Annotated in this window: 27 protein-coding genes and 1 tRNA gene; 9 read left to right on the top strand and 19 right to left on the bottom strand. The window is 63.2% G+C overall.

Annotated elements, in window-relative coordinates; all coding sequences use genetic code 11:
• The first annotated feature begins 15 nt into the window (after window positions 1-15).
• Window positions 16-678, top strand: coding sequence for a response regulator transcription factor (locus tag D618_RS0108945; RefSeq protein ID WP_017671170.1), 663 nt, complete (start codon window positions 16-18; stop codon window positions 676-678).
• 116 nt (window positions 679-794) lie between these two features.
• Here the strand turns inward: D618_RS0108945 and D618_RS0108940 are convergent, their stop codons facing one another.
• Window positions 795-1,856, bottom strand: a complete 1,062-nt coding sequence (locus D618_RS0108940) for a hypothetical protein (RefSeq protein ID WP_017671169.1) — start codon at window positions 1,854-1,856, stop codon at window positions 795-797.
• A gap of 274 nt (window positions 1,857-2,130) precedes the next feature.
• Here D618_RS0108940 and D618_RS0108935 point away from each other — a divergent pair, with 274 nt between their 5' ends.
• Complete coding sequence (locus tag D618_RS0108935; RefSeq protein ID WP_017671168.1) at window positions 2,131-4,419, top strand: FdhF/YdeP family oxidoreductase; 2,289 nt, start codon at window positions 2,131-2,133, stop codon at window positions 4,417-4,419.
• Entirely contained in the window at window positions 4,416-5,219 is an 804-nt protein-coding gene (locus D618_RS0108930; protein ID WP_017671167.1) for a formate/nitrite transporter family protein, read from the top strand. Before D618_RS0108935 ends, D618_RS0108930 begins: the two co-directional genes overlap by 4 nt.
• A 15-nt stretch (window positions 5,220-5,234) precedes the next feature.
• Here the strand turns inward: D618_RS0108930 and D618_RS18100 are convergent, their stop codons facing one another.
• The 3 genes from D618_RS18100 to D618_RS0108915 are packed head-to-tail and all read right to left on the bottom strand — an operon-like array spanning window position 5,235 to window position 8,769.
• Window positions 5,235-5,555 carry a hypothetical protein gene (locus D618_RS18100; protein WP_040370386.1) on the bottom strand — a complete coding sequence of 107 codons (321 nt, stop codon included), beginning with the start codon at window positions 5,553-5,555 and terminating at the stop codon, window positions 5,235-5,237.
• On the bottom strand, window positions 5,552-8,077 hold the full coding sequence (locus D618_RS0108920) for a cytochrome c oxidase subunit I (RefSeq protein ID WP_017671165.1): 2,526 nt from the start codon (window positions 8,075-8,077) through the stop codon (window positions 5,552-5,554). Before D618_RS0108920 ends, D618_RS18100 begins: the two co-directional genes overlap by 4 nt.
• Window positions 8,074-8,769, bottom strand: coding sequence for a hypothetical protein (locus D618_RS0108915; protein WP_017671164.1), 696 nt, complete (start codon window positions 8,767-8,769; stop codon window positions 8,074-8,076). The genes D618_RS0108920 and D618_RS0108915 overlap by 4 nt, the downstream gene beginning before the upstream one ends.
• A 36-nt stretch (window positions 8,770-8,805) precedes the next feature.
• Here D618_RS0108915 and D618_RS0108910 point away from each other — a divergent pair, with 36 nt between their 5' ends.
• Window positions 8,806-9,318, top strand: coding sequence for a DUF2231 domain-containing protein (locus D618_RS0108910; protein ID WP_017671163.1), 513 nt, complete (start codon window positions 8,806-8,808; stop codon window positions 9,316-9,318).
• On the opposite strand, the gene D618_RS0108905 is transcribed toward D618_RS0108910, so the two are convergent.
• The 3 genes from D618_RS0108905 to D618_RS0108895 all read right to left on the bottom strand — a co-directional run bounded on the left by D618_RS0108905 (window position 9,282) and on the right by D618_RS0108895 (window position 11,244).
• Entirely contained in the window at window positions 9,282-9,668 is a 387-nt protein-coding gene (locus tag D618_RS0108905) for a hypothetical protein (RefSeq protein ID WP_193746702.1), read from the bottom strand. The two genes, D618_RS0108910 and D618_RS0108905, sit on opposite strands and share 37 nt — an antisense overlap.
• A 107-nt stretch (window positions 9,669-9,775) precedes the next feature.
• Window positions 9,776-10,258, bottom strand: coding sequence for a cytochrome c oxidase assembly protein (locus D618_RS18095; RefSeq protein ID WP_343207525.1), 483 nt, complete (start codon window positions 10,256-10,258; stop codon window positions 9,776-9,778).
• Window positions 10,259-10,608: 350 nt separating this feature from the next.
• Complete coding sequence (locus D618_RS0108895) at window positions 10,609-11,244, bottom strand: TIGR02281 family clan AA aspartic protease (RefSeq protein WP_026091476.1); 636 nt, start codon at window positions 11,242-11,244, stop codon at window positions 10,609-10,611.
• A gap of 185 nt (window positions 11,245-11,429) precedes the next feature.
• Here D618_RS0108895 and D618_RS0108890 point away from each other — a divergent pair, with 185 nt between their 5' ends.
• Window positions 11,430-12,335 carry a haloalkane dehalogenase gene (locus D618_RS0108890; protein WP_026091475.1) on the top strand — a complete coding sequence of 302 codons (906 nt, stop codon included), beginning with the start codon at window positions 11,430-11,432 and terminating at the stop codon, window positions 12,333-12,335.
• Here the strand turns inward: D618_RS0108890 and D618_RS0108885 are convergent.
• From D618_RS0108885 to D618_RS18090, 7 genes are all read right to left on the bottom strand, one after another.
• Window positions 12,332-12,535 carry a hypothetical protein gene (locus D618_RS0108885; protein WP_017671158.1) on the bottom strand — a complete coding sequence of 68 codons (204 nt, stop codon included), beginning with the start codon at window positions 12,533-12,535 and terminating at the stop codon, window positions 12,332-12,334. The genes D618_RS0108890 and D618_RS0108885 overlap by 4 nt on opposite strands.
• Window positions 12,535-12,714, bottom strand: a complete 180-nt coding sequence (locus D618_RS0108880) for a DUF4169 family protein (RefSeq protein ID WP_026091474.1) — start codon at window positions 12,712-12,714, stop codon at window positions 12,535-12,537. Before D618_RS0108880 ends, D618_RS0108885 begins: the two co-directional genes overlap by 1 nt.
• Before the next feature lie 2 nt (window positions 12,715-12,716).
• Entirely contained in the window at window positions 12,717-12,980 is a 264-nt protein-coding gene (locus D618_RS0108875; protein ID WP_017671156.1) for a hypothetical protein, read from the bottom strand.
• Between the two features lie 11 nt (window positions 12,981-12,991).
• Entirely contained in the window at window positions 12,992-13,540 is a 549-nt protein-coding gene (locus D618_RS0108870; RefSeq protein WP_017671155.1) for a VOC family protein, read from the bottom strand.
• Entirely contained in the window at window positions 13,537-14,640 is a 1,104-nt protein-coding gene (hppD, locus tag D618_RS0108865; RefSeq protein WP_017671154.1) for a 4-hydroxyphenylpyruvate dioxygenase, read from the bottom strand. Before hppD ends, D618_RS0108870 begins: the two co-directional genes overlap by 4 nt.
• 163 nt (window positions 14,641-14,803) lie before the next feature.
• Window positions 14,804-14,880 (bottom strand) — tRNA-Arg (locus D618_RS0108860).
• A 66-nt stretch (window positions 14,881-14,946) separates the two neighbouring features.
• A complete protein-coding gene (locus tag D618_RS18090; RefSeq protein WP_040370385.1) occupies window positions 14,947-15,402 on the bottom strand; it encodes a (deoxy)nucleoside triphosphate pyrophosphohydrolase in 456 nt (151 codons plus the stop codon).
• 88 nt (window positions 15,403-15,490) lie between these two features.
• Between D618_RS18090 and D618_RS19365 the strand changes: the two genes are divergently transcribed.
• Both D618_RS19365 and D618_RS0108845 read left to right on the top strand, forming a co-directional pair.
• Entirely contained in the window at window positions 15,491-15,661 is a 171-nt protein-coding gene (locus D618_RS19365; protein ID WP_017671152.1) for a Flp family type IVb pilin, read from the top strand.
• 138 nt (window positions 15,662-15,799) lie between these two features.
• A complete protein-coding gene (locus D618_RS0108845) occupies window positions 15,800-15,970 on the top strand; it encodes a Flp family type IVb pilin (RefSeq protein ID WP_017671151.1) in 171 nt (56 codons plus the stop codon).
• 81 nt (window positions 15,971-16,051) lie between these two features.
• Here the strand turns inward: D618_RS0108845 and D618_RS0108840 are convergent, their stop codons facing one another.
• The 5 genes from D618_RS0108840 to D618_RS19685 form a co-directional block, all read right to left on the bottom strand.
• Window positions 16,052-17,533, bottom strand: a complete 1,482-nt coding sequence (locus tag D618_RS0108840; protein WP_026091473.1) for a M48 family metalloprotease — start codon at window positions 17,531-17,533, stop codon at window positions 16,052-16,054.
• Window positions 17,534-17,662: 129 nt separating this feature from the next.
• Complete coding sequence (locus D618_RS0108835; RefSeq protein ID WP_026091472.1) at window positions 17,663-18,610, bottom strand: acetyl-CoA carboxylase carboxyltransferase subunit alpha; 948 nt, start codon at window positions 18,608-18,610, stop codon at window positions 17,663-17,665.
• Window positions 18,611-18,628: 18 nt separating this feature from the next.
• Entirely contained in the window at window positions 18,629-19,549 is a 921-nt protein-coding gene (locus D618_RS0108830; RefSeq protein WP_017671148.1) for a tyrosine recombinase, read from the bottom strand.
• Between the two features lie 3 nt (window positions 19,550-19,552).
• Window positions 19,553-21,376: a hypothetical protein gene (locus tag D618_RS0108825; protein WP_152414612.1), complete on the bottom strand. Its 1,824-nt coding sequence runs from the start codon at window positions 21,374-21,376 to the stop codon at window positions 19,553-19,555.
• 4 nt (window positions 21,377-21,380) lie between these two features.
• Window positions 21,381-21,590 carry a hypothetical protein gene (locus D618_RS19685; protein WP_152414611.1) on the bottom strand — a complete coding sequence of 70 codons (210 nt, stop codon included), beginning with the start codon at window positions 21,588-21,590 and terminating at the stop codon, window positions 21,381-21,383.
• Window positions 21,591-21,709: 119 nt separating this feature from the next.
• On the opposite strand from D618_RS19685, the gene D618_RS0108815 reads away from it, so the two are divergent.
• On the top strand, window positions 21,710-22,234 hold the full coding sequence (locus D618_RS0108815; protein WP_040370491.1) for a shikimate kinase: 525 nt from the start codon (window positions 21,710-21,712) through the stop codon (window positions 22,232-22,234).
• A complete protein-coding gene (gene aroB, locus D618_RS0108810; RefSeq protein WP_017671144.1) occupies window positions 22,222-23,337 on the top strand; it encodes a 3-dehydroquinate synthase in 1,116 nt (371 codons plus the stop codon). Before D618_RS0108815 ends, aroB begins: the two co-directional genes overlap by 13 nt.
• The last annotated feature ends 11 nt before the right edge of the window (window positions 23,338-23,348 follow it).

Here is a 23,348-nt window from a genome sequence, read left to right as displayed (position 1 = left end):
GTCGATAATGCGCCCATGAGCGAGTCGTCATCCCCTGCTGTCCGCATCGCCGTCGTCGAGGACGATCCGATCGTGCGCCAGTATTTCCAGGGCATCATCGCCATGCAGCCAGACTTCGAGATCATCGGCATGGCGCCCGATCTTGCCAGCGCCGATGCGCTGCTGGACCAGTCACCGGACCTTTTCCTGCTCGACATCGGCTTGCCCGATGGGCTTGGCTACACTTTGATCCCGCAAATCAAGGCGCGCAGCCAGGCCAAGGCGCTGATCATCAGCACCTTCGGAGACCGTGATACGGTGGTGAAGGCGATCGTCGCCGGAGCAGATGGCTATCTGCTCAAGGACAGCAGCCCGGAAGTCATCCTGGACGGCATCGCCGCCACGCTGGAAGGCGGAGCGCCGGTCAGCCCGTCTGCCGCGATCTACCTGTTGAGCTTTCTGCGCGCGGAGCCATTGGCCGCCGCAACCGCCCCAGCCAAACCCGAAAACCGCCTGTCCGCCCGGGAGACCGAATTGTTGCAGGCGTTTGCCAAGGGACAAAGCTACAAGGAGGCCGCCCGCACGCTGGCGATCTCGCCCCACACCATCGGCACGCACGTCAAATCCATCTACCGCAAGCTCGAAGTCAACTCACGCAGCGACGCGATCCGAGCAGCCTTGCGCACCGGACAGACGTAGAGCGCATGGTAAGGTGACGCTGCGGGGTGGCTGCGACCATCCCTTGCGCCATCGTGTGCGCATTGAGCCTTGGCACTGCAGCAATCCGCAAGACGGCCGATCGCGCCCGGGGCGTACTAGTTACGGGCCAGTCGCGCTGCATACAGCCCCATCCGGTTCCGCACCGGCGCTGCATCCCCGACATTTGCTGGCAGGCCCAGCATCGCCAGGGATTCGCGCGCGGCAACGCTCCCGGCAGCCGGATCGGCGGCGATGGCGGCAAGGATCGCGGCGCGCTGTTCGGCAGGCACGCGCGCTTCAAGTTCGGCGGCGACCAGCACCGGCAGATGGGATTGCAAGGGTTCGGTGTCGTACAGATCGGCGACGGCTGCGATCAGCAGCAGGTTGCGCGCACGCTGCGTCAGGTCGGGTTCGGCAGCGGGAGGCCATTTGGCGACCTGACGCTGAACGCGCGCGAGTGCACTGGCGGTTGCGGCATCCGGCGGCGTCTTCGCAAACGGCGCGATCGGTCCGACGGGTGCAGCGGCGATTACCAAATCGGCGCGCGGCATCGGCGGGCCGGGCTGGTGCCAGACAAGCGCAGACAGGCCAAGCCACGCTGAAAACATCAGCAGGTAGGGCCAGCGACGCGGCCATAGCCGGGCGACCAGCACTGTCACACCTCCGGTGCCCGCCAGGGCAAGCAAGGCCGCGCTGGCCGCGCGCGTACCGGTGCCGGTGAGCGCGGTCTGGATCGCCACGCTGGCCCATTGCGCCGGCAGCAGCACCAACAGCCAATCCGGCAAGGCGCCCGGCATGGCAGAGGCAGTCAACAGCATCGCCGCCTCGCCGCCGACGACGAAGACGGCGATCCACCAGCCCTTGTCGGAAGCCGAGCGGGCAAACAGGCTGCCCCGTGCAGCAAAGCTGAAACTGGCGATGATGACGGCCAGGCCGGTTGAGAACGGATGCGGTAGCGGCGGCATGCCCAGCGCACGGGCCATCGTGATCAGCCCGGCACCGGCGAGCAGCGCCAGACCAACGCCCACCCACAGTCGGCCGGCAATGGCCGCCGCGATCATGCCGGTGCCCATCAGGCCGAGAGCCAGGATCGGGCCACTGACCAATGCCAGCGGTGCCGGCGCCGGTGCCTCCACAAGCATCAGCATCGCCACGACGGGCGCTGCAATCCCGAACATCGCTGCGACGAACCATGCAAGACAGGGACGGGACAAGGGCTTGGAGTGCGACAACGGCTGCATCTGCCGGACACTGGGCGAAGCTGCGGGAATTGTCGAGCCGTCCAATACCGAAGCCCCTCGACGCCGTGTCACATCGAAAGCTGGATTTTCGGATGGTTCGCAACCGCATGGCCCATGATGCTGCCATCGTACCGAGCCCCGGGAAAAAACGCCGGAACTCAACGCCGTGTGAAGCTTAATTGTCGTGGGCCTCCTGGGAGAACAGCATATCATGACGAAGCATTCGAGCACCGAACAAGACCCCGACACGGTTTCGTACGACAGCTCTGCGGGCGGATGGGGCTCGATGCGCGGCATGGTACAGACCATGGCCCGCGAGATGTCGTCCCCCGGAGCGCTCGCGACACTGTCGTCGCAGAACAAGACGGGCGGGTTCATGTGCACCAGTTGTGCATGGGGAAAGCCCAAGCACCCGCATGCGTTCGAATTTTGCGAGAATGGTGCCAAGGCAACGCTCTGGGAGTTGACCAGCCACCGGTGCACGCCAGAATTCTTCGCCAAGCACACCGTCAGCGAACTGCGCGGATGGAGCGACCATGATCTGGAACATGTCGGCCGCCTCACCCATCCGTTGCGCTATGATGCCGCCAGCGACCATTATGTCGAATGCAGCTGGGACGAGGCCTTTGCCGCAATCGGCACCGAACTCCAGGCCATCGATCCCAAATCAGCGGTGTTCTACGCCTCTGGCCGGGCAAGCCTGGAAACCTCGTATCTCTACGCGCTGTTCGCGCGGCTATATGGGCACAACAATCTGCCCGACAGCTCGAACATGTGCCATGAGACGACGTCGGTCACGCTCAACGAACTGATCGGCTCTCCCGTGGGCACATGCATCCTCGAGGATTTCGAGGCGTGCGATGCGATATTCTTCTTCGGTCAGAATACAGGCACCAACAGCCCTCGCTTTCTGCACCCGCTGCAAAAGGCAGTCGAGCGTGGATGCAAGATCGTCACCTTCAATCCGATCCGCGAAAAAGGACTGCTCAGCTTCACCAATCCCCAGCGTCCGGGGCAGATGCTGACAGGCGGCGATACCGATATCAGCTGCCAGTATCTTCAGGTGCGGGCCGGCGGGGATATCGCCGCCATCATGGGCCTGTGCAAATATGTGTTTGCGCAGGACCAGGCCCGCGGCGGCGGTCTGATCGATACCGCGTTCATCGCCGAGCACTGCACGGGCTTCGAGGAGTTCCGCACGCTGGCCGAGACGACCTCGTGGGAGAAAATCGAGGCGGAGTCTGGCTTGAGCCGTTCCGACATCGAGGAGGCCGGCCGGGTCTATGTCGAAGCAGAGCGCGTGATCGGCGTCTATGGCATGGGATTGACCCAGCACGTCCACGGATTTGAAAATATCGCGATGCTGGTCAACCTGCTGCTGATGCGCGGGCATATCGGGCGCAAGGGCGCAGGCATTTGCCCGGTGCGGGGGCATTCCAACGTTCAGGGCCAGCGCACGGTCGGCATATCCGAAAAGCCCGAGCTGGTGCCGCTCGACAAGATCGCCGAGCAATTCGGTTTCGAACCGCCGCGCGATACCGGGATGACCACGGTCGAGGTCTGCGAGGCGATCCTGGACGGAAGCGCCAAGGCCTTTATCGGGCTGGGCGGTAATTTCCTGCGCGCCATTCCCGATCAGAGCCGGGTCGAGCCGGCATGGGAGCAGCTGCAGCTCAGCGTGCAGATCGCCACCAAGCTCAACCGCAACCATCTGTTCAACGGTCGCACGGCCTATCTGCTCCCCTGCCTGGGTCGCAGCGAAGAGGACATCCAGGCCTCCGGCCCGCAGACGGTGACGGTCGAGGACAGTTTCAGCCACATCCACGGATCGCTCGGCCACCGCACACCTGCGAGCGAGCACCTCTTGTCAGAGACTGCGATCGTTGCCGGCATCGCCAAGGCGACGCTTGCGCCCAATCCCAAGGTCCGCTGGGATGCATGGACATGCGATTATGGCTTGATCCGCGACTTGATTGCCGAAACCTATCATGACGAATTCCATGACATGAACGCGCGCATGTTCGAGCCGGGCGGCTTTTATCGTGGCAATGGTGCCCGCGAGCGCATCTGGAAAACGGAGAGCGGCAAGGCGTCGTTCACTTCCCCCGCCATGCTCGCCGCGACGGACAAGGCAGACAATCCCGGGCGGTACCGGCTGGTGACGGTCCGCTCCAACGACCAGTTCAACACCACCATCTATGGCTACAGCGATCGGCTGCGCGGGATTGAAGGCAAGCGCGATGTGGTGCTGATCAGTCACGACGACATTGAGGCGGCAGGACTGGTTGCGGGGCAACGTATCTCGCTGCTGGGCGACGCCGAGGACGGCCACAACCGGCGGATCGACAATCTGGAGGTGGTGCCGTTCGATCTGCCTTCGGGCACGATCGTTGGCTATTATCCCGAGCTCAATCCGCTGATCGCCTTGTCGCATCACGATCGCGCATCGAAGACCCCGGCGAGCAAGGCCGTGCCTGTTCGAATCTCGGCCGGAGATTGAACATCGCTCAGCAGGCTATCATCGATCCGGTCGGCGATGCCATTGCAGAGGTGGCGCCAGAGCTTCTTGCCGCCAAGGCTGGCCATGCCTGGCCCCGGATGCTGGTACTGGCGATTCTGGCAGGCGTGTTCATCGGGTTCGGATCAATTGTGTCGCTGGTTGCGCAGTCGGACATGGGGGACGGCGGCGCTGTCCAGTTGTTGGCAGGTGCAGCATTTTCGGTCGGCCTGATGCTGGTGATGGTCGTGGGTGCAGAACTGTTCACCGGCAACACGCTGATGGTTCTTCCCGTCTCGACCGGTGACCTGAAGGTTCGCCGCATGATCGGTGCCTGGACCATGGTCTGGATCGGCAATCTGGTCGGATCTGTCATGCTCGCGCTATTGTTCTGGGCAGCCGGTGGCTTGTCGGCAGGTGTGGGCGATGCGGCGGCCGCCCTGGCAGACACCAAGCTTGACAAGACCCCGCTCGCCACCTTCTGTTCGGGTGTGCTGGCCAACGTGCTGGTGTGCCTTGCGGTGTGGATGGCAATGGCCACGAAATCGATCGTCACCAAGCTGCTGGTCATCCTCGGCCCGGTGATGATCTTCGTGGCAGCCGGGCTGGAACACTCGGTCGCCAACATGTCGATCCTGCCGCTGGGCTGGCTTGCCGATCCATCGATTGCGCCCGATCTTGGGGCCATGCTCGCCAATCTGGTGTTCAGCACATTGGGCAATATCGCAGGCGGCGCGACGCTGGGTCTGGCTATCGCCTACGGACACGCGACCCTGGGCAGGGTCGCCAGCGCCAACTCCTGAACGCGGGCCATCTGATCAACAGGGTGCGAGCACGAAAATCGGCACCCCGACAAACGCCGTCGCCACGATCGCCGTCACCTGAAGATACCGCGCCGTGCGGTGCAGACCGCTAGCCGTCTGTGGCTGGGTTACCCAGCGCGCCTGCAGAATGATGATGACCAGGGTGGCGAGCAGCAATGCCACCTGCGCGATCTGGCCCCCTGTCTGCGAAAGGCCTGTGGACCCGGCACATTGCGCACCGTGCAGCGCATAGGCGAGCGCAAACCAGGCCGCCCACAGCAGCAGCCCAGACAGCAGCGCCAAGGTCACGCGGAACAAGGTCGGGCCCTCTCTCATAGCGCCTCCACTCCAAGAGCGAGCGCGCCGATGATCGCCGCCAGACCGGTATAGCTGTGCCATTGCGCAAGGACGCCGTGGGTGACGATGCGCTGAACGCCGATGCGATGCGCGCGCGCAGCAGCCAGATGCATGGTCACCAGGATCAGGACGTGGATGACGAGATACGCCAAAATCGCGCCTTGCACCGCATAGCGCGCATGGGTCGTCGGGGACCCGTCCAGCAGCACGGCAGATACCAGCGCCCCGGCAGCGACCACCACAATGCCCGACCATGCCAATGCCCGGCTTGCCATGCCGCCATGCGACCTTGAGCACATCGCAGCCCATAGAAGCTGTGCACCGCCAATGGCCGTGACCAGCAATCCGGCCAGCTGCCCAGCGCTGAGAGCATTATCCGCTGGCACAGTGTCCCAGCCTGGAGCGACGACCGCCAGAAACGCGACCGCGAACAGCAACGAGAGGAAAAGGCTGCTATTGGCGAGTAGCAGCACGGCAGAGCCCCACCAGCCCGGCCCATGCGAATAGAATGGCGTTGCCGGCAGTCCTTCGATCCGATCAGCGACAGCGCCATAGTCCGGGTCAGCCGGCACGACCGGACGGATCCAGCTGGCGCAGACAATCGCGACCAGCACCAACGCCGCTGCCGCAGCCCAGTAGAAGCCCGCCAGCATCGACAGGAAGAACAGCCCGATCGTCAGCGCGGTCATGAACGGACGCATCGTGTTGCCCGGCAGTACCGCGACTGCCTCAGCCTTGCCGCTGACCGCATCGATCATCAGCGTTTCACGCACGCCGCGCGGAGCGCCGGCCAGCATCCCCTCACCCATCGCCAGCGATGTGGCCAGCGTATCGAGCCGGGATGGCGTCAGCTTGCGCTCGTCGGTTTCCGTGTCCGCGCGCGGCAGTGACGCGAGATTGTATGAGGGCGGTGGTAGCCGCATCGCCCAGTCCAGGCTGGTCGCCCGCCATGGGTTACGCCGCGTGCGCCGCCCCATGAACAGTTGCAGCCCCATATCGACCGCAAACAGCGCGAAGCCGGCGGTCATGATGAACCCACCGACCGATGAGATCAGGTTGAGCAGCTCCCATTCGGGATTGTCGGGATAGATGCTCACCCGGCGCGGCATGCCGAGCAGGCCGGTCAGGTGCATCACCAGGAACGTGCCGTGCACGCCTGTGAAGATCAACCAGAACGCCGCCGTGCTGAGCCCGCGCACGGGCGCGCGCCCGGTGAAATGCGGCATCCAGTAAGTGATCGCTGCCAGCATCGGAAAGACGAACCCGCCGATCAGCACATAGTGCAGATGCGCGGTGACGAACGCGGTGTCGTGTGCCTGCCAGTTGAACGGCACCGCGGCGAGCATAACACCGGTGAGTCCGCCCAGCACAAAGGTCAGGAAAAAGCCGGTGATGTGCAGCATCGGCAGCGACCAGCGCGGCCTGCCGCTCCACAAGGTGCCGATCCAAGCGAAGATCTGCACGGATGTCGGCACCGCGACCAGCATGGAGGCGGCGGAAAAGAACGCCAGCGCCAGATGCGGGATGCCGATGGTGAACATGTGGTGCACCCACAGCCCGAAGCTCAGGAACACCATCGCCCAGATCGCAGCAACGATCATCGCATGGCCGATCAGCGGCTGGCGCGCGAAGGTTGCGATCATCATCGAGAGCGCGCCTGCTGCGGGCAGGAAAATGATATACACCTCAGGATGGCCGAACAGCCAGAACAGGTGCTGCCACAGGATTGGATCGCCGCCGCGCGCGGGATCGAAGAACGCCCAATCGAACGCCCGCTGCGCCTCGAGCAGGATCGATCCCAGGATCAGCGGCGGAAAGCCGATCAGCATCATCGCCGCCGTGCCCAGCATGTACCAGGCAAACAGCGGCAGACGCGTCAGCGCCATGCCCTCTGCGCGCAGCTTGAGGATCGACACGGTGATTTCCACCGCCGCGCAGATCGCCGATATCTCGACAAAGGTTATGCCAAGCAGCCAGACATCAGCATTGATCCCCGGTGTGTGCACCTTGTCCGACAGCGGCGTGTACATGAACCACCCGCTATCGGGCGCAACGCCCGCGAGCATCGCCACCAGCAGGATCAGCCCGCCCAGCGCATAACACCACCAGCCCAGAGCCGAGAGCCGCGGATAGGCCATGTCACGCGCGCCCATCACCTTGGGCAGCAGGTAAAGCGCCAGCCCCTCCAGCATCGGGATAGCGAACAGGAACATCATGATCGTGCCGTGCATCGTGAACAACTGGTTGTAGATGTCCGGCCCGATGAAGGCCGCGCGCGGGCTGGCCAGCTGGACGCGGATCAGCATCGCAAGCACCCCGCCAATCGCGAAATACACGATCGCGGTCGCCATGAAGCGCAGGCCGATCGCGCCGTGGTTTACCTCGCACACGAACCCACGCCAGCCCGGCAGAGCCTTCCAGACCGCATCAAGCTCTGCATGCAGCGCAGCAGGATCACGCGGCTGCGCTGGCGGTTGATGCTGAAGTTGATCGGTCGTCATCGCATGCCCCCGGCAGCTGTTGCCCGTGGGGATGTCGCCACCACTTCGAAGCGCATCCGGTCATGCCCGATGCCGCAATATTCGGCGCAAAGGCCCAGATAGGTGCCCGGCTGATCGGCCTCGATCAGATGGCGGTTGGGCTTGCCGGGCACTGCATCCATCTTGCCCGCGAGGCGCGGAACCCAGAAACTGTGGATCACATCGGTCGAGACGATCTCGACAATCACCGGTTGCCCAGCGGGGATGACCAGCCTCTCGGCGCTCGCCCCGACCGACCCATCGCCACGGAGCGGCGCGAAGCGCCATCCCCATTGCGAAGCAGTTGCCCGCCATATCGGCAGATTGTCGTTCCGGAAGAACTGTTTCTCGCCGACCCACAAGGTCGCAGCCAGCAAGATGGTGAGCACACTCATGGGAAAGGCAATGCCCAGTCCCAGCATCCAGCGACGCTCCGCACGCGATGCCGTAGCATCCGTCTGATCAGCATCCCGGCTGCGCGCGGTTCGCCGGCGGCGCCGCAGCGCGATCGCGAACAGGGCGATGACAATGACGAAGACAAGGCACGCCACCCCGACCATGACCGAGGTGAACACGAAAACCGACTGTGCCTGCGGGCCGCCCGGATCGAGCGTCGAGAGCGGCCCCTGGCATGCCGCCAGCAGCCCGAGGGAACCGATAAGTGATGCGCGCATTACCTGATGCAACCGGCTGAAGGATGATTTCGTGCGATGACCGAAGATACCGAGGCTCTGCGGGCCGACCCAATCCTGTCGAGCCGCATGTTCAACGAGACCGAATCGCGCATGGCTATCGCCAGCCACCCGATCCACGCGATGATGGTCGCCTTCCCGATCACCGCCGCCTTCGGCACCTTTGGCGCGGACCTGTTCTATTGGGCCACCGGCGACGTTTTCTGGGCGCGCGCCGCCTTGTGGGCGATCGGATCGGGCTTTGTCTTCGGCGTTCTGGCCGGAATTGTCGGCACGGTGGAATTGCTGGCCGTCCCCGGCATCCGGGTGCGGGCGGCAAGCTGGACGCATTTCATCCTCGCCATGACACTGCTGTCCGTGCTGGGCGGAAACTGGGGCGTGCGGCTCGCCGATCCGGCAGGCGCAGTGCTGCCCTACGGCGTCATGCTGTCTGCGCTGTGCGTCATCATGACGGGCCTGACCGGATGGCACGGCGGCAAGCTGGTGTTCGATTATCAAATCGGCACCCAGCGCGGCAGCGAGAAGGACTGAGGTTCGGTCATCCATTGCGGCCATTCGACCGTCACCACCGGCTTGGCCAGGACCAGAACCAGTATTCCCGTCAGCACCAGCAGCACCGGTCCAAGCACCATGAGGGGCGACGGCAACCGTACCGACCCGCGCGTCTCGGCGGTCAGCACGATCATGTGACCGACATAGGCGTGCAGCATCGCCAGCAGCGAGACCAGTGCCAGCTTGGCGAACAGCCACGGCTCGAAAATGCCGCGCAGCAGGATCAGCACGATGCCGGTCCCCACTGCGATCACGGCTGCGGGGGTCAGAAAACGGATGTAGCTGTAATGGGTGAGCTGGCGGAACCGGATATAAGCAGTGTCGCTCATCTGGGGTCGATATCCGCGAAAGAGCAGCGGCTGCATCACCAGACCCACCGCCCACAACGATATTGTCGAAATATGCAGTGCCTTGAATATCAGGGTCGACCAGATGATCAGCATGCGGCGCGTTCACCTGTGGCACCTGCCATTTTGCCAAGCCGCACGAATGCAAGCACCGCCATCGGCACCATCCCGATGGTCCACATCAGCAATCCGGCGAGTTGTTGATCCCATAACGCCGAGACGTCGAACTGGACGGTGGTAAAGATGTGCTCGGCATAAAGAGGCCGGGGCGCGAAGGTCAGCAGCGCGCCGACAAAGCCCATCACCATTGCCAGCAACGCCGGGGTGCCCGCCATGACCAGCGGCCGGCCTTCTGCAGCAGGATGGAACCAGTTGGACCAGAACTGCCACGCAGCGCCGACCATAGCCAGCTGCAGCACCCAATAGCCTGCAGCCCATTCCCAGGCAAAACTATAGGCTGCAGGCACGAACCAGGCACTCAGCGAGATGGCGGCGACGATCGCCCAACCTGTCATATCGCCGATGTGGACCTTCGGCCAACCCAGCGCCAGCGCGGGGGCGAGCAGCAGCATTGCGACCATATGGTGCGCGACCCGCACGGAAAGCAGGCTGGCAGATGCCGCACAGAAGGGCGAAACCCATAACAGCGCCATCAACGCAACCGCAGCCCAACGCCATCGGAGCGCGCCTGCGGGCCTTCGAACCGTCAAGACCATGACAACGCCAATGAGGCTGATCACCCCCGGGTCGAGGTTCCAGCTGCCCATCCAGCGATCCGCAGCGGTGAGCCCGCAATATGGCACCGCAAGTAACGTTTCGGAAACCATCGTCCGCTTGGTCCTTCGTTGTTGGGATGCTGCCCGGCAACAAAGGCTACGGCACACTGCGCCAGCGGTTCCTTCAAGGCGGCTAAAAATCCGGCCTATTCGTGCGTCACTTTGCTCTCGGCCCCGGAAACCTTGGGAACGAGCACCAGGGTTCTGCCCTCGACCCGCCAGGATTCCAGCTGCGATAGAAAGTTCATGCCCAGCACATCGACATCGCCCAACGCCGGTGAGACCACGACTTTCAGATTGCGCGCCTCGATGGTTCCAAGATTGAACTGATCTACGGTGCCGGTGTTCGCCTGCACCGTGCCATTGGCCGTGCGCAGCATCACCGGTAGCAACCCTGTTCCCAGCGCGACCGCCGCCTCGTCGGCGGTAGCCTTCGACAATGCAGTCACTGTCGCGCCGCTATCCACCAGCATGCGCCGCTCGATCCCGTTGATCGATGCCTGCGCCCAGAAGTGACCGTCACCGGCCATTTGCAGCCGGACCTCGTTGCCTTGCACCGTTTGGCCGTCGATCCCAAGCTGCCCCGCCACGCGCGAAAGCGTGGGGTCGAATGGAGCCTGCTGCAGCAGCACGAACAGGCACAACGCCAGCAGCGCAACCGAAAACAGCGACCGCAGCGCACGCCCGACATAGGGCAGATTGAACAACACGACGAGCAGCACTGCCGCTGCGGCGGCATAAATGGCGAGCTGCTGCCATTCGGGAGAGATGGACATGGGCATGGTGCGTCTACACCTGACGCCAGTGATCGATCCGGCGATCGGCTGGAGCAACTTCGTCCTGCCGGGATGGTCAACAGTTGCTGTCCACGTGAGCACCGGGAAATTCTTGGCGCCGCGACACAGTGCGTTGCACCCACTAACGTAATATGTCATTTGCTATGTCATTAGATTGAAGGAGAGGACATATGCGAGTTTTACGGACGCCGGACGAACGATTTGCAGCGATCCCGGATTTCCCGTTTGCACCGCATTACGCCGAAATTGCTGACCCGACCGATGGCACGAGGCTACGCGTGCATTATGTCGACGAAGGTCCGCGCGATGCTCCGGTGGTGCTGATGCTCCATGGCGAACCCAGCTGGTGCTATCTCTATCGTCACATGATCGGGCCCATTGCGGCTGCTGGCTATCGCGCCATCGCGCCTGATCTCATCGGCTTCGGCAAATCCGACAAGCTCGCGCGCAAGAGCGACTACAGCTATGCCCGGCATGTGGGCTGGATGCGGCGCTGGATCGAAAAGCTCGACCTCACCAACATCACCCTGGCCTGCCAGGACTGGGGATCCCTGATCGGACTGCGCCTCGTCACCGAAATGCCCGAACGGTTCAATGGTGTGGTGCTGTCCAACGGCGGACTGCCCGCCGGTCAGGATGCGCCGCGCGCGTTTGCCATCTGGCGGGCGTTCTCCAAATGGAGCCCTGTGTTCCCGATCGGCAAGATCATCGCCAAGGGCACCTCGCGCGAGCTTTCACAGGCCGAGATTGCGGCCTATGATGCCCCCTTCCCCAATGGCAGCACCAAGGCTGGCGCGCGCATCTTCCCGAGCTTTGTACCTCTGGGCCCGAACGTTGCGGTGCCCGATCAGCTGAAGGCATGGGAGGTTCTTGATCGCTGGGAAAAGCCGTTCCTGTGCTGCTTCAGCGACCGTGACCCGATCACCCGCGGCGGCGACGCGCTGTTTGTCGGGCGGGTGCCCGGCACCGAGGGGCAGAAACACTGCACCTTGAGCGGCAGTCACTTCATTCAGGAGGATGACCCGCAGGGCTTTGTCGAATGCATACTCGATGTTGCGGAGCAGGCCAGAGCCTAGGTCTCGATCAGGTCGAGATACGCCACAACATCATTGTCGGTGGCGATGAACAGCCCTTCCTGCACCTCGGCAGGTTGCTGATCGGCAAGGCGAAGCGCTTCGACCAACGGACCGTAGAACAGCGTACTGGCCGCCCCGCCTTCCGCCTCTCCATCCAGATGGTAAAGGCGCACGCTGACGCTGTCTCCGGTCGATCGCATCAATCCTGCTCCCGCCGTGCACCTTCAAGCAGCCGCGCTGCCCGGTCCTGATCGCTCGTCTGGCTCAAGCGCTCGGCCTTGGTGCGACCGAATTTGGCGCGATTGGCAGCGGCAATGGTCTCGCCCTGTCTACGCTTGAGCGCCTTGCGCGCCTGCCTCAGGTTGATGATCTCTGCCACGATCACCCCCCCTGCTCGGCCTGTTCCGACATCTCGATGAAGTCGCGCGCCAGATCGCGCTCTGAGCGCTCGGCAAAGGTTTCATCGATATCGGGGGCCTGACCAAACATAAACAGCATGCACCAGATGGCAAAGCGCTCGCCTGAAACCGTGCAAAGCCCCAGATCGACCTGCATGCGCTCGATAGCTGCAGGTACGGCCTGAGGGGCGATGGCAGTCGGGTTGCGCGTGCCGAAATAGCGCTCAAGCTGGTCTTCGAAGGTCATGGCGAGCACCCTTAGGACGCATCGGGATCCTTGTGCAACCAGTCCGCATGACGCGGAGCCTTTTTGGTCTGGCTCCATTCCTCCAGCATCAGGGGCGCGACCCGCTTGAGCTCGGCGTAATGCTCGGGCTTGCCGATGTTGCACGCCAGCTCGACGCGGTGGCCATTGGGATCGAAGAAATAGATCGAGCGGAAGATACCATGGAACGTCGGCCCCAGCACGTCGATGCCCAGCCCCTCGATATGGGTCTTTGCGGCGAGAAGAGCGTCCAGGTCCGCGACCTCGAAGGCGATATGCTGCACCCATTCGGGCGTATTGGCATCGCGGCCCATTTCGGGCTGCTCGGGCAGCTCGAAAAACGCCAGCACATTGCCACCGCCGCAGTCGAGGAAGACATGCATATAGGGGTCATAGGCCCCGGTGGACGGCACATGGTCCTCGGAAAAGGCGCTGGTGTAGGTCATGCCCAGCACCCTTTCGTACCATTCCACCGTCTGCTTGGCATCCCTGCAGCGATAGGCAACGTGGTGAATGCGCGAGAGAGCGAAAGGCGCGGTCATTCTGCCGGTTCCTGAACCTTCAGCACGCCGCGGCGCAGCTGGTCTTCTTCCATCGACTTGAACAGCGCGGTGAAATTGCCGTTCCCAAAGCCTTCGTCCTTCTTGCGCTGGATGAACTCGAAGAACACGGGGCCAATCACCGGCTGGCCGAATATCTGAAGCAGCAGACGCGGATCGTTGTTCTCGGTCGATCCATCGAGCAGGATACCGCGCATCTGCAGTTCCTCGACAGGCTCGCCATGGCCCGGCAGACGCTCCTCGAGCGCCTCGTAATACGTGGCCGGCGGCGGAGTCATCAAGGGCGCGCCCAGCGCCCTGATCCGGTCAAGACAGGCGATCAGGTCGTCGCAGATGAACGCGATATGCTGAATGCCCTCGCCATTATAGGCGCGCAGGAATTCGTCGATCTGGCCGCCGCCCTTGGCGCCCTCTTCGTTCAACGGAATGCGGATCTTGCCATCGGGCGCGGTCATCGCGCGGCTGGTGAGGCCGGTATATTCGCCCTTGATGTCGAAGAAGCGGATTTCGCGGAAGTTGAACACACGCTCGTAGAACTTCGCCCAATGGTTCATGCGGCCGCCATAGACATTATGGGTGAGGTGATCGATCATGCGGAAGCCCGCGCCTACCGGATGGCGGTTGACGCCGGGTAGGAATTCGAAATCGATGTCATAGATCGACAGCGCCTCGGGAGCATCGAGCGATGCGTACCGGTCGATCAGATAGATCATCGCGCCGCCAATTCCGCGAATGGCGGGCAGGCGCAGCTCCATCGGGCCAGTACGGGTTTCCACCGGTTCTGCGCCGCGTGCGAGTGCTTCCTGATACGCCTCACGGGCATTGCGTACGCGAAAGCCCATGCCACAGGCCGACGGGCCGTGCTCTGCGGCAAAATAGGCTGCGGGGCTGGCAGGTTCGTAATTGGCGATCAGATTGATGTCGCCCTGCCGCCACAGATGGACGTCTTTCGATCGGTGCTGTGCGATGCGGGTGAAGCCCATGGCCGTGAAGACCGGCTCGAGCAGACCCTTTTCTGGGGCACAGAATTCGATGAACTCGAACCCGTCCAGTCCCAGGGGATTCTCGAATAGATCGGCCATGACATCATCCTCTTCGCGCCACTGTTGTCGCTGAAGGATAGTCCGCGACCAAACTGGTGTCAAATGAAACCATATTGCAGATGGCCCCAAGGGAGCTGCACAAACAGAAAAAGGCGGGCAAATTGCCCGCCTTTTCAGTCCTCATTTTTCCGGTGAAGGAAAATGGTGCGCCCGGAACGATTCGAACGTCCGACCCTCAGATTCGTAGTCTGATGCTCTATCCAGCTGAGCTACGGGCGCGTTGGAGTGGCGCAGATAGACACAGGTTTTCAGCTTGGCAACACCTTTTTGTGGCCCCGGCAAGAATTAAATGCATGTGCCCTCCACGGTGCCCGCAGGCGTGGGGCCTGCCCCTTGCATCTGTTGAATGATTGCCAGCAGCGGCAGGTCCGCAGACGGCATCGGCAGCGCATACAACTCTTCCACGCTAGCCCATTGCAACGCCGTGGCGTGCAGTGCCTGCGGTTCGCCCTGCCAGGCAACGCAGCGAAACAGCAGCAGCACCAGATGCTTGCCGCCCAATGGCGCGCTGGCAAAGGTCATCGGCACGCAATCGGCAGGGTCTACCGCAATGCCCAGTTCTTCGGCCAGTTCGCGCGCCAAGGCGATTTCTGGCGATTCACCAGGCTCGATCTTTCCGCCGGGAAACTCCCAAAGACCTGCCATCGCTGTGCCCTCGGGGCGCTGCTGCACCAGCACGCGACCGCGGGAGTCGCACAGCAATGCCGCCACAACGGGGAAAAGTGTCGGACTATTTTCCATCACAACAACCGGGTTTAACCTTTTTACAAGAATTTCGAGCGATTTTCACGCGGGGGCAAACTGGTCCCCGGCAAGTTTCGGAACCGCAATGCGCCAGAAAATCATGAAAATTGCCAGATCCAAAAAAGCGGCAACGGCCATCGAATACGGCCTGATTGCTGCGTTGATCGCTGTTGCTGCCATGACGGCAATCCAATCGGTCGCGTCCGAAACAACCGATATGTGGAACAAGGTCGGCTCAGAAGTGACCAACAACTGATCCAAAAACTGTCGAGAAATTTTATAACTGCCGCACTTTAACCAATTCAAAACCAATCTGAAATAAACCGTTCTGGCTCATCCGGATTGAACGCCGGAGCCAGCGGGGAAGTGAAGATAGCCTTACAGGAGACCTGACATGACGACCATTCGTAACCTGATCAAGAACAACAAGGGCGCCACCGCCATCGAGTACGGCCTGATCGCCGCTCTGATCGCCGTCGCCGCCATCACTGCCATGAGCAGCCTGGGCACCAAGCTGTCGGGCACCTTCAACAAGGTCGGCTCGGAAGTGGCAAAGGGCAACTGAGTATCGCTTGATACTCCAAACCTTTACAGCTTTTGCGAAAGGGCCGGTGAGCGATCACCGGCCCTTTTTCATGTGCCTGGATCAGAAGGTGACGATCTTCACCTTCTGGCCGGGATTGAGCGTGCTGTTGGCGGCCAGGCCATTCAGCGCGATGAAGCGCTCGGTCTTCAGGTCATCGAAGGCCATGCGTGACGCCAGCCGCTGAATGGTGTCGCCGCGCTGGACAGTAACGATCCGCACCCGCTTTGGCTTGATCTGCGCAGCTTCCACTCCGTTCAGACGCTGAACGCTCTGATACATCGGCGTGAACACACCGCTTTGCCCGGCGGGGGCCAGCGCCACAAAATGATAGGCGCGGTTGTTGGCGAACGCATAGGCGAACACCGTCACATCCAGAACCTGACGATTGGCGGTCACCCGGCCCGTGGCATAGGCGGCCGGCAGGCCATTGACCGTCGTGCGCCGGATCTGGTCGTAATTGATCCGCGTGTTGCCACCGACAGAGGCGAAAGCCTGATCGATGTAGCGCGCAAGATCGCCCGAATACGCCGCTGTAGTAAACTGCGCCTGGGCCGACTGGCCGCTGATCGTGACTGCCGATGTCCCGTTCTGCATTGCATAGCCTGCCGGCACCGCAAACTTCAGCCCCAGTTCGGGATGCAGGAACTCCCTGCCCTGCACCATGCCCTGCTTGGGATCATCGCCATAGAGCAGCCCGTCCAGCCGGGTCAGGAACACATCGCGATTGCGATTCGTACCACCGAATTTTCGGGCGTTGGTCGCCGCGCGGCTGACCCTGCGTGCAGGGTCGGGGTGCGTGCTCGCCCAAGCCGGCACCGAACGCGCATCGCCGCCCTGTGCGCGGGCATCGATCGCCTGTTGCGCTGCCAGCGAGGCGAGCATCGAGGACAGAGCCTGCGGATCATAGCCTGCGGTGCTGAGATAGCGCACACCCAGATCGTCCGCCTCTTCCTCCTGCTTGCGCGAATATTTCAGCGTCAAAAGCTGGCTGCCGGTGCCGAACACCTGCTGGCCGAGCTGCCCAGCAGCGCCATCGCCCAGCAGCACTGCAGCACCAATCTGGCCGAGCAGGCCGATGATGCTGTTGCGCTGCGCGGCCTTTTGCCGCTTTTCCGAATGACGCGCAGCAACGTGGCCGACTTCATGGCCCAGAACGCCTGCCAGTTCGGCCTCGTCGTTCATCAGCGCCATCAGCTGGCGGGTGACATAGACATAGCCACCGGGGATCGCGAAGGCGTTGTTGACCGGTGAATTGAGCAATGTGACGGTGAAATCATCACGCGCATTGCCGAGGCCAGACTGCACGGCGATTCCCTTGCCCACCTGCACCACATAAGCGGTCTGCGGCACCTGATAGGCCCCGCCGAACTCTTCCAGCAGTTTCGGGTGAACCTCTGATCCCTGCTTCTTTTCAGCCGCAGTGATCGATTGAGCCTGCGCTACCAGCGCCTCGGCCCGCGGCGCGATGCCGCCGCTCGACAGGACAAGCGCGCTCGCGCCTGCCGCTGCCATGATCGCCAAATGCCTGGTTCGACGCGCCATGTTGCTCTCCTTCATTGTTACGGGCCCCTGCCCTTTGCCTGCATGATGCCGCCTTGCGGTCGCAGGATCAAATGGCGTTGCCCGCACAACGATGCAGGAGCGCTGCGGTTGCGTGATTTTACAGCTGGGTCAGAGCGCGCCGATGGCAAGGAACCGGGCCTCGCGCGCGGCCTTGAGCTCGCCAGGGCTGAGCGCCTTGAGCGTTTCCAGCTCCTCGCGGATGGCCTTGCCAAGGTCGCGGATCGCCTGGGCGTGGTCACGATGGGCACCGCCCACTGGTTCCTTGACGATGCGGTCGATGACATTGAGCCGCTTGAGGTCGGCTGCCGTCACCTGCATGGCTTCTGCCGCATCGGCAGCCCGGTCGGCGGTGCGCCACAGGATCGAGGCGCAGCCTTCGGGCGAAATCACCGAATAGACAGCATGTTCGAACATCAGCACGCGCTCGGCAGAGGCCAGAGCGACCGCGCCGCCCGATCCACCTTCGCCGACGATGGCCGAAACCATGGGCACACCCAGCGTCAGGCAGCGTTCGGTCGACCGGGCGATCGCCTCGGCCTGTCCGCGCTCCTCGGCCTGAACACCGGGAAATGCACCCGATGTGTCGACCAACGTGACCACCGGCAGGCCAAACCGGTCAGCGAGATCCATCATCCGGATGGCCTTGCGATACCCTTCGGGCTTGCCCATGCCGAAATTGTGACGGATGCGGCTTTCGGTCGTGTCGCCCTTTTCATGCCCGATCACCATCACCCGCAGCTCGCCCAGGCGCGCAAAGCCGCCCATGATCGCCTTGTCGTCGCCAAAGGCGCGATCGCCAGCTAGCGGCAGGAAATCATCGAACATGCCGGCGACATAATGCTTGAAATGCGGGCGCGCAGGGTGGCGGGCCACCTGCGTCTTCTGCCACGGGGTCAGACCCGCATAGGTGGAGGCCAGCAGCTTGCGCGACTTGGCCGCGAGCCGCTCGATTTCGCTTTCGATGTCGATCTCGCCGGTGTCTGCGGTTTCGCGCAGTTCGGCAATGCGCGCGTCGAGCGCGGCGATCGGTTTCTCGAATTCCAGATAGCTTGTGATAGTCATGATGCAGTCCTGCTAGCCATGCCGCCGCGTATCGGCAAGGTTCATTTGCGCAAGGGGATGGCGGCTGTTGACGAGTTCGATCAGGCGGCGGCTATCGACATGCGTGTAGATTTGCGTCGTGGCGATGTCGGCATGGCCGAGAAAGGTTTGCAAGGTGCGCAGATCAGCCCCGCCTTCGAGCAGATGCGTGGCAAAGGCATGGCGAAGCACGTGCGGGCTGACTCGCGCCGGATCGATCCCGGCACCGGCGGCGAACTCCTTGACCAGCTGGTACAACCTGATGCGGCTGATGTGCCCGGTGCGCGATGGAAAAAGCCAGCGCGGATCTGCGACCGGCACATCCAGCCAGCGCGCCAGCGCCGCGCGCGCGCGCGACGATATCGGCACCAGTCTCTGTTTGCCGCCCTTGCCGGTGATCGCGAGCAGTGGCCGTCCGGCGTGCGCCGCACCGCGCGGAAGGCTGACGAGCTCGCTCGCCCGCAGGCCTGACCCGTAGAGCAGTTCGATCAGCGCCAACAGGCGGATATCCGCCGGGCGTGCGTCGGGCGCCGATGCCCGGTCTTCGGCAAGGGTAAAGAGCTTGGCGATATCGTCATGGCTCAGGATCTTCGGCAACGGCCGCTGCACCTTCGGGCGCGCGAGCATGGCCTGCGCCTGCCGGGGCGACGTCCCCAGCCCTTCGTCTTTCAGAAACGCGAAGAAACCCCGCAGTGCTGAACTTTTGCGGGCCAGGGTGCTCGATGCAAGGGTGCGCCAGTGGTGATCGAGTACCGCGCGCGCATCATCTTCTGCCTGGCACAGCCTGCCACCCAGCGCATCGGATGCCTGCTCCAGATCGCGGCGATAGGCGGCCAAAGTGTTGGCGGATGCGCCGCGCTCTGCCGCCATCATCTCCAGATACCGTTCGATCAGCCGGGCGTCGTCGCCAGCCATCGGTCAGGCGCGGCTGACGGCTTCTGCGGCGATCATCCGGGCCTCGGCCTGCCGTCCGGCAACGCGAAGCGCAGCGACAACATGATACAGCTGTCGCGGGGTCATCGCCGACCAGTCATTGCCCTGCATGCCCATGCCGACCAGCAAGGTCACCAGGCCGTCATTCCCTTCGGAAGCCGCAGCCCGGATGGCGCGCGACCAGCGCGATTCACCACCGAACGCGATGCCCAGGTCACTGGCCAGCGAATCCCGGTCTGCTCCACTGATGCGCCCGAGTCCGGCAAGGCCAGCGACCAGAAACGCACTCTTGCGCCCGCTTTCACTGTCATCGTTGTCGAAGAACTCGCCGACGTCCGACGCGGATAGCTGCGAGCGCCCGGGGAGCGCCACCGCAAGCACGGCCCAGCCAAGGCTGCCCTGTGGAGCAACCTGCATCCACCGCGAAGCGCTGGTATCGAACCCTGCCGAGACCATCGAAACGATCAGGTCGTCTGCGTAATCGGACAGTTCTTCAGACGGCGCGACGCGCGCGGCGGCATGTGCAGTCAGGATGTGGGCCGAATAACGGACAAACGCATTTTCCGAACGGTTCCAGAGCGCCTGCATCGCCCGAATGCGATCGTCGACGTCGGCGGCGACATAGGCTGTGCGCAGCAGGGCGGTGCGATCGCGTAAGGTCTCATTGGTCCCTGGATCGTCAAACGTCGCACCATAAAGGTCGATCATGTCGGCGCTGGACAGCACACCCATCGCCGCTGCCATGTCGGCGGCCTGCACGCGCGAGGCGAGCGGCGCCATGGGAGCGCGGGCGCGCCATGCCTGATAATTACGGTCGGCTCGGGCGTACAACGCCTCGGGCGGCTCTACCCCTGCGGTCATCGCCAGACCAAAGCGCCAGCGGGTGAGCTGATTGACGTCGTCCCATTGCACGGTCACCGCGCGCCTGCCGTTCTGGCTGGCCCCGACGATCTTCTCGGCCAGCACGACATCGATCCGGTCGATATCGGCCTGACGCCTGGCGCGGTCGATCTGCTCGCGCGCCGAACCGCCCTCGCCCGAAAAGCCCGAGCAGATGGCACGGATCAGCTGCCACTGGTTGCCCTTGGCAGAGGCACCGACGAACGGGATCAGCGGACACATGCCCAACGGGTCGGCAGATGCCACATAGCTGTCGAGCGCGACGTTGAGCAGGCGGGGAGTGGCTGCTGGCGGATCGACCGCCTGCACCATGCGCACCGCGCCATCGGCGGACCCGATCCGCAACAGCAATGCCGCACGCTCAGCGGCCCAGTTCGCGCCGTTGAGCCCCTGCGGTGTCGCAAGTTCGCTCAGAAGCAGCTTTTGCAGACCCAGTGAAGCCCAACGGGAGACTATGCGTCCGCCCGTCCGGCGCACCAGTGTCTGTGCATAGGCACCGCCGATATTGCCGAGCGAAGCTGCGGCATAGCCGCCGTGGCTTTCGGTCAGCGGGCCGATCCGATCGAGCGAACGGCGGGCGCTGGGCGGAAGCGCCTGGGTCAACGCCAGCTGCGCTGCCATCTCTTCCTGCAGCTTCGCCAGCTCCGCGCTCAGTTCCTCGTCAGTGGGTTCCTGCTCGGCAACCGAAGGCAGCGGCACCACAGGCACAGGCACGGCCGGGCCGGGCGCCGGTACTGCCCTGCCGGGTTCTGCGAGCGGCAGTGGTTCAGCCTGGGAGGGTGCTGGCGCGGGATCGTTGAACCCCGGTGGCAGAAGCGATTCAGGGGCCTCGTTCTGTCCAATCACCGGTGCCGAAACGAATGCCAACGCCAACAGGCTGGCGCAGGCCAGATACATCCCCCGCCGCATTGTATCAGCCTTCAGGCAGTGAAGCGTCCGGACCGGCGCTGCTCGCAGCGGCAGTCGGCAGCGGGATCGTCTTTTCGACGCGCTCGGTCGGCACTTCGCCGCCGCGCGACCAGGCGAGGACCACGAACGCGATCAACACCACGCCCAGCGCTGCCAGGATGATCGGCCCCACAGGCCGTCTGCGTCGTCCGTAATTCTGTCCCAGAATGGCCATGGCCAGGATATGCTCCGTATAGGTCAAGATAGCTTGCGCCACCGCCTAGCCTATTTATAGGCTGCGCGGCAATGCTGCAGAACCGAAAATCAGACCCCGCGCAGCTGGCGGGCGATATCATGCGCTGGCTTGACCGGCCCATCGTGCTGGTGGGCCTGATGGGCGTGGGCAAATCGACCGTTGGCAAGCGACTGGCAGGCGATCTGGGAATCGACTTTATCGATGCCGACGAGGAGATCGAAAAGGCTGCGCAGATGAGCATCGCCGAGATCTTCGAGAAATTCGGCGAGCCCTATTTCCGGGATGGCGAGCGGCGGGTGATCTCACGGCTGATCGATGGCACACCGCGAGTCATCGCCACCGGCGGTGGCGCTTTCATGAATGACGAAACCCGCACGTTGATCCTCGGCGGCGCGATCGCGATCTGGCTGAATGCCGATCTTCAGACACTGGTCGACCGGGTCAGCCGCCGCAATACCCGGCCGTTGCTGCGCAATGGCGACCCCGCAGAAGTGCTCGCGCGGCTGGCGGACGTCCGCAACCCGATCTACGCGCAGGCGCAACTGCATGTCCGCAGCAAGGACGGCCCGCACAATCGCACGGTTCTTTCCATTCTGGAGGCATTGACCCAATGGCACAGCTGAACATCGCGCTGGGTCAGCGCAGCTATGATATCCTGGTGGAAGCCGGCACCCTTGACCGGATCTCCGATCACCTGAGCCCCTGGATCAAGCGCGGTCGCACCTTGTGGATCAGCGACAGCCAGGTAGCACGGCATCATTGGCCCAAAATCGAAGCCCAGCTGGCGTCAGCCGGGATCGCGGCGCATCTCCACATCGTGCCAGCAGGCGAGGCGAGCAAGAGCTGGGCGGAGCTGGCGCGCATCATCGACTGGCTGCTCGAGAAAGGCGTCGAGCGCAGCGACACCATTTTTGCGCTCGGCGGCGGCATGATCGGCGACCTCACCGGGTTTGCCGCGTCGATCGTCAAGCGCGGGTGTGAATTCGTGCAGATCCCCACGACCCTGTTGGCGCAGGTGGACAGCTCTGTGGGAGGCAAGACCGCGATTAACACTGCAGCAGGCAAGAATCTGGTCGGGACCTTCCACCAGCCGCGATTCGTGCTGATCGACCCGCTGGTCCTGGCCACGCTGCCTCCGCGCGAAATGCGGGCGGGCTATGCCGAAATCGTGAAATATGGCCTGATCGACGATGCACCCTTCTTTGACTGGTGCGAGACGCATGGCCAGAACGTCCTGGCCCGGCAAGCCTCATCGCTCAAGCAGGCGATCGTGACCAGCGTGGCTGCGAAGGCAAGGATCGTCGGCGAAGACGAGCGCGAGACCAAGGATCGCCGGGCGCTGCTCAATCTGGGGCACACGTTCGGACACGCTCTGGAGGCCGATACCGGCTTTGGCGACAGGCTGTTGCACGGCGAGGCTGTCGGAACCGGGATGGTACTGGCGTTGCGCTATTCGGCGCGGCGCGGCCTGTGCGCCCCATCCGATGCGGATCGGCTCGCGGCGCACCTGACTGCCTGCAACATGCCGACCACACTTGCAGCAGCAGGTGTCACTGCCGATGGAGCAGCGTTGGTGGATCACATGCGCCACGACAAGAAGATGACCGGAGGGACACTCCCCTTCCTGCTTCTGCGCGGGATCGGCCAGACTTTCGTCTGTCACGACGTCGATTTGGACGATGTCGCTCAGTTCCTCGACCAGGAGCACCGTCGCGCCGCAGAATGACGGCCGGCGTA

This window comes from Blastomonas sp. AAP53 (assembly GCF_000331245.1).
In the GTDB taxonomy this organism is placed as follows: Bacteria; Pseudomonadota; Alphaproteobacteria; order Sphingomonadales; family Sphingomonadaceae; genus Blastomonas.
Note: the sequence above shows the minus strand (reverse complement) of the source record. Positions and strands in the feature narration are given on the sequence as shown.

Coding starts and splice junctions, on each gene's coding strand:
- D618_RS18095 (WP_343207525.1), bottom strand. CDS start 10,258: ATGCTGCTGCTCGCCCCCGCGCTGGCGCTGGGTTGGCCGAAGGTCCAC.
- D618_RS0108885 (WP_017671158.1), bottom strand. CDS start 12,535: ATGCGATCGACCGGAGACAGCGTCAGCGTGCGCCTTTACCATCTGGAT.
- D618_RS18090 (WP_040370385.1), bottom strand. CDS start 15,402: ATGGAAAATAGTCCGACACTTTTCCCCGTTGTGGCGGCATTGCTGTGC.
- D618_RS0108840 (WP_026091473.1), bottom strand. CDS start 17,533: ATGGCGCGTCGAACCAGGCATTTGGCGATCATGGCAGCGGCAGGCGCG.
- D618_RS0108940 (WP_017671169.1), bottom strand. CDS start 1,856: ATGTTCGGGATTGCAGCGCCCGTCGTGGCGATGCTGATGCTTGTGGAG.
- D618_RS19365 (WP_017671152.1), top strand. CDS start 15,491: ATGCGCCAGAAAATCATGAAAATTGCCAGATCCAAAAAAGCGGCAACG.
- D618_RS0108945 (WP_017671170.1), top strand. CDS start 16: ATGAGCGAGTCGTCATCCCCTGCTGTCCGCATCGCCGTCGTCGAGGAC.
- D618_RS0108825 (WP_152414612.1), bottom strand. CDS start 21,376: ATGCGGCGGGGGATGTATCTGGCCTGCGCCAGCCTGTTGGCGTTGGCA.
- D618_RS0108815 (WP_040370491.1), top strand. CDS start 21,710: ATGCGCTGGCTTGACCGGCCCATCGTGCTGGTGGGCCTGATGGGCGTG.
- D618_RS18100 (WP_040370386.1), bottom strand. CDS start 5,555: ATGAGAGAGGGCCCGACCTTGTTCCGCGTGACCTTGGCGCTGCTGTCT.
- D618_RS0108875 (WP_017671156.1), bottom strand. CDS start 12,980: ATGACCTTCGAAGACCAGCTTGAGCGCTATTTCGGCACGCGCAACCCG.
- D618_RS19685 (WP_152414611.1), bottom strand. CDS start 21,590: ATGGCCATTCTGGGACAGAATTACGGACGACGCAGACGGCCTGTGGGG.
- D618_RS0108870 (WP_017671155.1), bottom strand. CDS start 13,540: ATGACCGCGCCTTTCGCTCTCTCGCGCATTCACCACGTTGCCTATCGC.
- aroB (WP_017671144.1), top strand. CDS start 22,222: ATGGCACAGCTGAACATCGCGCTGGGTCAGCGCAGCTATGATATCCTG.
- D618_RS0108920 (WP_017671165.1), bottom strand. CDS start 8,077: ATGACGACCGATCAACTTCAGCATCAACCGCCAGCGCAGCCGCGTGAT.
- D618_RS0108910 (WP_017671163.1), top strand. CDS start 8,806: ATGACCGAAGATACCGAGGCTCTGCGGGCCGACCCAATCCTGTCGAGC.
- D618_RS0108845 (WP_017671151.1), top strand. CDS start 15,800: ATGACGACCATTCGTAACCTGATCAAGAACAACAAGGGCGCCACCGCC.
- D618_RS0108830 (WP_017671148.1), bottom strand. CDS start 19,549: ATGGCTGGCGACGACGCCCGGCTGATCGAACGGTATCTGGAGATGATG.
- D618_RS0108915 (WP_017671164.1), bottom strand. CDS start 8,769: ATGCGCGCATCACTTATCGGTTCCCTCGGGCTGCTGGCGGCATGCCAG.
- D618_RS0108895 (WP_026091476.1), bottom strand. CDS start 11,244: ATGCCCATGTCCATCTCTCCCGAATGGCAGCAGCTCGCCATTTATGCC.
- D618_RS0108890 (WP_026091475.1), top strand. CDS start 11,430: ATGCGAGTTTTACGGACGCCGGACGAACGATTTGCAGCGATCCCGGAT.
- hppD (WP_017671154.1), bottom strand. CDS start 14,640: ATGGCCGATCTATTCGAGAATCCCCTGGGACTGGACGGGTTCGAGTTC.
- D618_RS0108935 (WP_017671168.1), top strand. CDS start 2,131: ATGACGAAGCATTCGAGCACCGAACAAGACCCCGACACGGTTTCGTAC.
- D618_RS0108905 (WP_193746702.1), bottom strand. CDS start 9,668: ATGAGCGACACTGCTTATATCCGGTTCCGCCAGCTCACCCATTACAGC.